The following is an 8,810-nucleotide window of genomic DNA, read 5'->3' on the forward strand; positions in this document are numbered from 1 at the left end:
AGAACGATCGGACGCAACCGGCTATGTCTGGCGGTCGCCCGGCTCTCTCAGGGCTGCATCTCCTGCCCGCCTGCCTTCTCCGTGCAAACCACGTTCTTGATATGAATCAAGGATCGTCAGCTGGAAACGGAGGAGAAGGGCAGTCGCAAATCGGAACAGGCCCATGAACCTCCACACAGCACCCGATCCAAAGTCAGTGGAACGTGTCAACGCGGAGCCGGTCAACGCCCGCCGCAACCGCCAGCCACTTTACGCAGCGCGCAAGAAGGTCTTCCCCAAGCGGGTCGAAGGACGCTTTCGCCGATTCAAATGGATCGTGATGCTGATCACGCTTGCGATCTATTATCTTGCCCCTTGGATCCGCTGGGACCGCGGACCCTACGCGCCCGACCAGGCGATCCTGATCGACCTTTCGTCGCGCCGTTTCTTTTTCTTCTTCATCGAGATCTGGCCGCAGGAATTCTATTATGTCGCCGGCTTGCTGGTCATGGCCGGCTTCGGGCTGTTTCTGGTTACCTCGGCTGTCGGCCGCGCATGGTGCGGTTATGCCTGTCCGCAGACGGTCTGGGTCGACCTCTTTCTCGTCGTCGAGCGCGCCATCGAAGGTGACCGCAATGCCAGAATGAAGCTCGACGCCGGGCCGTGGACGCTCGGCAAGCTCCGCAAGCGCCTGTTCAAGCACGCGATCTGGCTTGTTATCGGCGTCCTCACCGGCGGTGCCTGGATCTTCTACTTCGCTGACACGCCGACGCTCGTCAAAGAGCTCTTCACCGGTCAGGCTCCTGCCATCGCCTACGCCACGGTGGCCGTTCTGACGTCGACCACCTACGTCTTCGGCGGGCTGCTGCGCGAACAGGTCTGTACCTATATGTGCCCCTGGCCGCGTATACAGGGCGCCATGCTCGACGAGAATTCGCTGGTCGTGACTTATAACGACTGGCGTGGCGAACAGCGCTCGCGCCATGCCAAGAAGACGCAAGCGGGGGGGCAGGCCGTCGGCGACTGCGTCGACTGCAATGCCTGCGTTGCGGTCTGTCCGATGGGCATCGATATCCGCGATGGACAGCAGATGGAGTGCATCACCTGCGCGCTCTGCATCGACGCCTGCGACAATGTCATGGACAAGCTCGGCAAACCGCGCGGCCTGATCGCCTATGCGACGCTCAGCGAATATGCGAGCAATATGAATATCGCCACCGATGCCGGCCGGACACCGGTCCAGCCGGCGCGCGTCAGAAATCCGGACGGTTCGTTTATCGACGGCATTCGCCATTTCAACTGGCGCATCATCTTCCGGCCACGCGTCGTCTTTTACGCGAGCGTCTGGACCTGCATCGGCATTGCCATGCTCGTGCACCTGTCGATGCGCGAACGGCTGGAGCTCAATGTCGTCCATGACCGCAATCCTCAATATGTACTGGAAAGCGATGGATCGATCCGCAACGGGTACACGCTGCGTGTCCTCAACATGGTTCCCAAGCCGCGCACGATCGAACTGACCCTGTCGGGCATCGATGATGCGGCGATGCGGATTCCCGAGCTCGGCAAGGAGGAGGGACGTCGGTTCACCATCGACGCCGCGCCCGACGCCGTCACGACGGTCAAGGTCTTCGTCACCCGCAAGCCGACGAGCAGCGCCGTCAGCGAATTCCTCTTTTCGATCGAAGACGCCGACCATGCCGACCGAGCGACCTATCGGGCCGCGTTCAACGCCCCAGGAGATGTCAGATGAGCACCCGCACCCCAGGATTTACCGGCACGCACATGCTGCTGACGACGTGTGCCTTCTTCGCCGTTATCATCGCCGTCAACTTTACGATGGCCTGGTACGCCTCGTCGAGCTGGAGCGGCCTCGTGGTCGAAAACACCTATGTCGCCAGCCAGGAGTTCAACCAGAAGGCAGCAGCCATGAAGGCGATGGCTGCCTCGGGGATTACCGGCAGGCTTTCGCTGAAGGGCGGTGAAATCCACTACGACATCGGCAACAGGGACGGCTCGCCAGCTGATATCGATGAGGTCGTGGCCAACTTCAAACGGCCGGTCGGCGACCACGAAGATTTTCGCGTTGCCATGACCAAACTCTCTGACGGTCGGTTCGAGGCGGATCACGCGATCGCCGCCGGGGACTGGATCGTCGAAGTGACCTCGCGCCGCAGCGGCGAAATCGTCATGCACGAAGCCGTTCGCATCGACACCGCGGAGTTCGGCCAATGACCTGCTGTACCATGAATGCGGATGGTGTCCTGGCGATGAGCACGACCTCCCTCAGCGCTGAGGAGATCGGCCTTGCCAGTCACGCGCTCGGCGGCGGGCTCCGTCAGCTCGATCTCAGCGTCCCCGACGTCCATTGCGGCGCCTGCATATCGACCATCGAACGGGCTTTGAAGGCCCTGCCTTATGTGCGACGGGCCAGGGTGAACCTGACGTCCAGGCGCCTGAGCTGCGTCTATGTCGAGGACATGGACGACCGGCCAGTCGATCCCACCGGCATCATTGCCGCGATCAGTGCGACCGGATACAGGGTTCATCTCTTCGAGCGGATGGCACTAGAAAGCGACAAGACACGCAATCAGCTTCTCCTTGCGGTGGGTGTTGCGGGCTTTGCCGCGGCAAATATCATGCTGCTCTCGGTCTCCGTCTGGTCCGGCGCGGATGCCGCAACACGCGACATGTTCCATTGGATCTCGGCGATGATCGCGGCCCCTGCGCTCATCTATTCAGGCCGGTTTTTCTTTCGGTCGGCCTGGAATGCGTTGAAGCGCGGCCGCACGAACATGGACGTGCCGATTTCACTTGCCGTCACGCTCTCCTATGCCGTTTCGCTCTGGGAGACGATGCATCACGGCGAGCATGCCTGGTTCGACGCCACCGTATCGCTGCTGTTCTTCCTGCTGATCGGCCGGACCCTCGACCATGTGATGCGCGAGAAGGCACGCGCGGCAATCAACGGGCTGGCGCGGCTTGCTCCGCGCGGGGCGCTGGTGGTGGCTGCCGACGGGTCGAGACGTTACGCGGCGGTCGAAGAGATTATCGTCGGCGACGAGATTGCCGTGGCGGCCGGCGACCGCATTCCGGTCGACGGTATCGTCGCCAGCGGCGAGAGTGATCTCGACCTGTCGATCGTGACGGGTGAGAGCAGCCCGGTGGCCGTGAAACCGGGAACGGACGTCCATTCCGGGGCGATGAACCTGACAGGGTCGCTCATCGTGCGTACGACGAAGCTGGCACGCAACTCACTGCTTGCCGAGATCATCGGCCTGATGGAGGCCGCGGAAGGGGGGCGGGCGCGCTACCGGCGGATCGCCGACAGGGCCGCGGCGCTCTATTCGCCAGTCGTGCATCTGCTCGCGCTGGTGTCGTTTCTGAGTTGGGGGATCATAGGCGGAGACTGGAAGCAGGCGATGCTCGTCGGCGTTGCCGTGCTCATCATCACCTGCCCATGCGCTCTTGGGCTGGCCGTCCCGGTCGTGCAGGTCGTTGCAGCCGGCGAACTCTTTCGCAGGGGCGTCATGGTCAAGGACGGTTCGGCGCTCGAGCGGCTCGCGGAGGTCGATGCCGTCGCATTCGACAAGACCGGTACGCTGACGCTGGGGCGTCCAAGGCTCGTGCGGACGGAGGCCGATAATATCAGGAGCATCGCGATCGCAGCCGGGCTTGCTCACCATTCCAGGCATCCTCTCTCGCAGTCGCTCGCCCGTCAGGCGGGCGCAGCCGAACAATTCGGGCGTGTGGTGGAGGTTGCAGGCGGCGGCCTCGAAACCTCTCGTGGGGATGTCGTCTATAGGCTCGGAAACGCGTCTTTCGCTTGCGGACAGGCCGATATCGCGACATCAGACAGTCCGCTTTCCGAAGTCGTGCTTTCGGCAAACGGGGTAGCGCTGGCCCGCTTCTTCTTCGATGACACGCTTCGCCCCGGAGCAGTCGAGGCGGTCGCCGATCTGGAATCGGCCGGGTTTCAGACGTTGATTTTTTCGGGGGACCGCCAGTCCGTGGTGGAAAGCACGGCACGCAGCCTCGGCGTCGATCACGCCCGTGGCGCATTGACGCCGAAGCAGAAGGTGGAAGCCTGCGAGGCCTTGCGAGAGAAAGGACGCCGGGTTCTGATGGTCGGTGATGGCATCAACGATGCGCCCGCCCTGGCTGCAGCCCATGTCTCCATGGCGCCATCCAGCGCGTCCGACATCGGACGCCAGGCGGCCGACCTCGTGTTCTTCAACGAACGGCTCGATGCGGTGCCCGAAGCGATACGGATCGCCAGGCGTTCGGCCGCGCTCATCCGGCAGAATTTCGCCCTTGCGATCGGCTACAACATCCTTGCCGTGCCGATTGCGATCGCCGGCTTTGCGACGCCGCTGATCGCGGCCGTGGCGATGTCCACCTCCTCCATCATCGTCGTTACCAACGCCCTGCGTCTGAACGCCTTTACAATGCGAAGCGCCCCTCTGCCGGCGATGCCTGAGTTCGCCCGCGACCAGGAGGTCAAGGTCATATGAACATGCTCCTCTATCTGATCCCGATCGCCCTGTTCATGGGCGGCCTCGGACTTGCCGCGTTCCTTTGGTCCTTAAAAAGCGGTCAGTATGATGATCTGGAGGGCGCTTCCTGGCGGGTGCTTGCCGACGATGATTCCGATTCAACCGTCACGTGAGCGCATCAGCCAGGAAAAGATAGATGCTCTTCAACAACGAACGGCTTTTGCAGTCGGACCTATTCGGTGAGCTCAGCGAGGATACTGTAATGCGCCTTGCCGTCCTCGCCAGGCGGCGCACATATGTAGCCGGCGAAGAGATTTTTGCTGAAGGGGATCCTGGTATCCATGCGCTCTATGTCGCAAGTGGCGTGGTCAGGTTGACCCGAAGGGAATCGAGCGGGGAAGAGGCGGACGTCTGCGTCTGCGAACCGGGCGATTTCATCGGCGAATATGTCATAGCGCTCGGCGGCAATTATGCGCACGGCGCCTGCGCCGGCGCCTTGAGCGACCTCATGCTCTTCGAGGCTGCGGCGCTGCGGGCACTCGCCGAGAAGTGCCCCCAGTTCCAGCGCAACCTGCTGAAAATATCGGCTCGCCATCTCCTCGAGGCCTTCGATGGCATGGCCGGCGATCGTTTGCACACGGCGGCTCAGCGTGTGGCCAATTTCCTGTTGCGCCAGTGCCCGGAAGCGGCGCTTCAGGCGACGTTCCATCTTCCGTACAAGAAGCAGATTCTCGCTGGAAAACTAGGGCTTGGACCGGAGGCCCTGTCACGGGCGTTTGCCGCCCTGACACGATGCGGGGTCGACGTAAAGGGTCGAACGGTGCTTATCGAAAACGTGGCGCTGCTGCGCCAGGCCTGTTAGCGACAATCACGCCGGATACCAACGGGCAATGTTGTCGGGCTACCGCGATGGGCCCACCAGTCCGGAACGTTCATCACCAGCTTTTTCTTGAAACCACTGCATGCGGCGCCGGGAACGGTGGCGCTGCCCGAGTTCCTGCGGTATCTGATTGGCAAGACGAAACAAGATTAACGAGGACAATGGAACCGGACCGTATTCTGGTGGTCGATGACGACGCACGGATCAGGCAGATGCTGGTGCGTTACTTCGAAGACAATGGATTTAAGGTGAACGCCGTCGCAAACGGTGCGGCGATGCGTTCCGAACTGGCCAGGGGCTCTTACGCGGCAATTTTTCTCGATCTGGTGCTTCCGAACGGCGAAAATGGTCTCGAATTGTTGCGGGAGCTTCGAAGCACATCCGACGTGCCGGTTCTCATGCTGACCGGTCAGGACGATGTCACGGACAAGGTTGTCGGCCTCGAGGTCGGTGCCGATGATTACATTGCCAAGCCATTTCATCTGAGGGAACTCCTGGCTCGTCTGAGGACAATCCTGCGGCGGCGCACATCCTCGGACGGTGCCCGCGCCGCCAATGGAGAAGAAGAAACGATCGCCTTCGAAGGCTGGTCTCTCGCTGTGTCGCGCAGGCGGCTGACCTCGCCCCACGGCGAGGACATTGCCTTGACGACGGGCGAGTTCGACATGCTTCTGGTCTTCGTGCGCAATCCCGGCCGGGTGCTTTCGCGCGAGACGCTGATGGATATGACGAGGAACCGCAATCTCGAAGCCTTCGATCGCGCAATCGACGCCCAGATCGTCCGCTTGCGCAAGAAGATCGAGGATGATCCGAAGAGCCCGGACCTCATCCAGTCGGTGCGTGGCGTCGGTTATGTCTTCACCGGCCGACCGGGACGAACATCGAGATAATTGATTCTCGTCAATGTCCGGTCCGCTGCTGGGGTTATGTGTCGAGCCACTATGGCTATACCAATGACGATCTGGATTCTTCTCGCGGTGATGACGACCGCAGCAACTGCCATCCTGCTTCATCCGCTTTCAACGGGGGGGCGGAAGGCAGCGAGCGTCAAAGCGGATGCCGGCAAGGTCTATCGCGACCAGCTTTTCGAACTTGACGAGGATATCGCCTCCGGACGTATCTCGCCGGGCGAATACGAACTGGCCAAAGCAGAAACGGCGCGCCGGCTCTTCAAGGCCGCGGATGACAACCGGCCGGCGCAGACCGCGCAACGCTCCGACAGATGGCTGAAACACGCCATCGCCGTGTTCTTGCCATTGCTCAGCATCGCTCTTTACGTCTCGCTCGGCTCTCCCGATCTTCCCTCCCGTCCGCTGGCCATAAGGCTCGCCGAGCCCGGCGAGGATCTCGCAATCCTCGTGAAGAAGATGGAAGATCACCTGGCCGGTCAGCCTGAGGACGGGCGCGGATGGGACGTCATCGCTCCGGTTTATCTCAAGATGGGCAGGGTCGAAGACGCGGCAAAAGCCTATCGTGCGGCGCTTCGCCTCGGCGGAGCCAATGTCTCCCGCCTGGAGGGACTGTCGGAAACGCTAATGGCCACGTCAAACGGCCTGGTGACCACAGACGTGCTTGATGAACTCAAGCAAATACTGTCTCTTGAGCCGAACAACCCGCGTGCGCGTTTCTACATCGCACTGAGCCTGGAGCAGGCTGGCCGACTCGGCGAGGCGCGGGGTGCCTTCGAGGATCTCGCCAGGCAGTCGCCGGCCGATGCGCCGTGGCTGCCGCTGGTCAAGGAGCACATCGCCAAAAACGGCGGCCCGGCGGTCGCCTCTGCAGGTGAGCCTGCCGCACAGCCTGCGGCTCCCGGCGGCCCGACGGCCGAAGATGTCGCAGCGGCCAAGACGATGAACAGCGGCGACCGGCAGCAGATGATCCGCGGCATGGTGGAAAGCCTGGATGCCAAACTGTCTGCCGATCCTGATAATTTCGAGGGCTGGATGCGCCTTGTCCGGTCTTACGCCGTATTGAACGACAAGGATCGCGCCGCGACTGCCCTGAAGCGCGGGCTTGCGGCCTTCCCGGCATCGGGCGATCAGGGCAGGCAGCTCCTGGTGCTCGGCAAGGAACTCGGCATCGCGACGGAAGGATCGGTGGAATGACGCGCAAGCAGAAACGCCTGGCGGTGATTGCCGGCGGCATGAGCTTCATCCTTGTCGCCGTGCTGCTCGTSATGTTCGCCTTCAGCCAGTCGGTCGCCTATTTCTACATGCCGGGCGATCTCGCCAAGACGCCGGTGGCACCGGGCACCCGCATCCGCCTCGGCGGGCTTGTGGGGAGCGGCAGCGTCATGCGCGGCGAGGGCTCGGTGGTGCGCTTTGCGGTGACCGATCCGAGCGGCGAGATCGTCAATGTCCGCTACCAGGGCATCCTGCCGGACCTGTTTCGCGAAGGACAGGGCGTCGTCACCGAAGGCACGTTCGAGACCGGCAGCCCTGTCTTCACCGCCGATACCGTGCTGGCCAAGCATGACGAGACCTATATGCCCAAGGAAGTGGCCGACAGGCTGAAGGCCCAGGGCCTCTGGGAAGAGGGCAAGGGAGCCGTAGCACAGGGGCAGGAAGCCAAGGGTGAGGCCGCAAAGAGCCCGGAAGCCCAGGGGCAAGAGACAAAGGCGACGCCATGATCATCGAGATCGGCCATTACGCGCTGGTTCTGGCGCTCGCAACCGCAATCGTCCTGTCGGTGGTGCCCGTCATCGGTGCAAGGCGTAGCGATCAGGCGATGATGGATGTGGCGCCCTTGGGCTCTCTCCTGCTCTTTGCCCTCGTGACCTTCTCCTTCGGCGTCTTGACCTATGCCCATGTCGTCTCCGACTTCTCGGTTCAGAACGTCTGGGAGAACTCGCATTCGCTGGTGCCGCTGATCTACAAATACTCCGGCGTCTGGGGCAATCACGAGGGATCGATGATGCTCTGGCTGTTGATCCTGGCGCTGTTCAGCGCGCTGGTCGCAATCTTCGGCCGCAATCTGCCGGATACGCTGAAGGCCAATGTTCTCGCCGTTCAGGCGTGGATCTCGGTCGCCTTCATCCTCTTCATCCTGCTGACCTCCAATCCCTTCACCCGCCTCGATCCGGCCCCTGCCGAAGGCAAGGACCTGAACCCGGTGCTGCAGGATATCGGCCTCGCCATCCATCCGCCGCTGCTCTACCTCGGTTATGTCGGCTTCTCGGTCTGTTTCTCCTTTGCGGTTGCCGCCCTCCTCGATGGCCGCATCGATGCCGCCTGGGCGCGCTGGGTGCGGCCCTGGACGCTGGCCGCCTGGACCTTCCTGACGCTTGGCATCGCCATGGGCTCCTACTGGGCCTATTACGAGCTCGGCTGGGGCGGCTGGTGGTTCTGGGATCCGGTGGAGAATGCCTCCTTCATGCCCTGGCTTGCCGGCACCGCGCTCCTGCACTCCGCCCTCGTCATGGAAAAGCGCGAGGCCTTGAAGATCTGGACGGTGCT

General features: G+C 62.3%; 9 protein-coding genes. All 9 read left to right on the forward strand.

The genetic code is table 11. The annotated features are described in order from the left end of the window. Positions 1-163 precede the first annotated feature (163 nt). A complete protein-coding gene (ccoG, locus tag AC1DUP_RS36060; protein WP_477837263.1) occupies positions 164-1,732 on the forward strand; it encodes a cytochrome c oxidase accessory protein CcoG in 1,569 nt (522 codons plus the stop codon). Then, positions 1,729-2,214: a FixH family protein gene (locus AC1DUP_RS36065; RefSeq protein ID WP_477837265.1), complete on the forward strand. Its 486-nt coding sequence runs from the start codon at positions 1,729-1,731 to the stop codon at positions 2,212-2,214. Before ccoG ends, AC1DUP_RS36065 begins: the two co-directional genes overlap by 4 nt. Next, complete coding sequence (locus tag AC1DUP_RS36070) at positions 2,211-4,493, forward strand: cation-translocating P-type ATPase (RefSeq protein ID WP_477837267.1); 2,283 nt, start codon at positions 2,211-2,213, stop codon at positions 4,491-4,493. Before AC1DUP_RS36065 ends, AC1DUP_RS36070 begins: the two co-directional genes overlap by 4 nt. Continuing rightward, complete coding sequence (gene ccoS / locus AC1DUP_RS36075) at positions 4,490-4,648, forward strand: cbb3-type cytochrome oxidase assembly protein CcoS (RefSeq protein WP_113312158.1); 159 nt, start codon at positions 4,490-4,492, stop codon at positions 4,646-4,648. The genes AC1DUP_RS36070 and ccoS overlap by 4 nt, the downstream gene beginning before the upstream one ends. Positions 4,649-4,671: 23 nt before the next feature. Next, positions 4,672-5,337: a Crp/Fnr family transcriptional regulator gene (locus tag AC1DUP_RS36080; RefSeq protein WP_113312157.1), complete on the forward strand. Its 666-nt coding sequence runs from the start codon at positions 4,672-4,674 to the stop codon at positions 5,335-5,337. A gap of 179 nt (positions 5,338-5,516) precedes the next feature. After that, entirely contained in the window at positions 5,517-6,245 is a 729-nt protein-coding gene (locus AC1DUP_RS36085) for a response regulator (protein WP_477837269.1), read from the forward strand. 63 nt (positions 6,246-6,308) lie between these two features. After that, positions 6,309-7,460, forward strand: a complete 1,152-nt coding sequence (gene ccmI, locus AC1DUP_RS36090) for a c-type cytochrome biogenesis protein CcmI (protein ID WP_477837271.1) — start codon at positions 6,309-6,311, stop codon at positions 7,458-7,460. Then, positions 7,457-7,984, forward strand: coding sequence for a cytochrome c maturation protein CcmE (gene ccmE, locus AC1DUP_RS36095; protein ID WP_477837273.1), 528 nt, complete (start codon positions 7,457-7,459; stop codon positions 7,982-7,984). The genes ccmI and ccmE overlap by 4 nt, the downstream gene beginning before the upstream one ends. Beyond that, the coding region (locus tag AC1DUP_RS36100) for a heme lyase CcmF/NrfE family subunit (protein WP_477837275.1) at positions 7,981-8,810 on the forward strand (830 nt) is incomplete at its 3' end. The genes ccmE and AC1DUP_RS36100, both read left to right, overlap by 4 nt.

It is taken from the genome of Rhizobium sp. 01L419, from assembly GCF_056400025.1.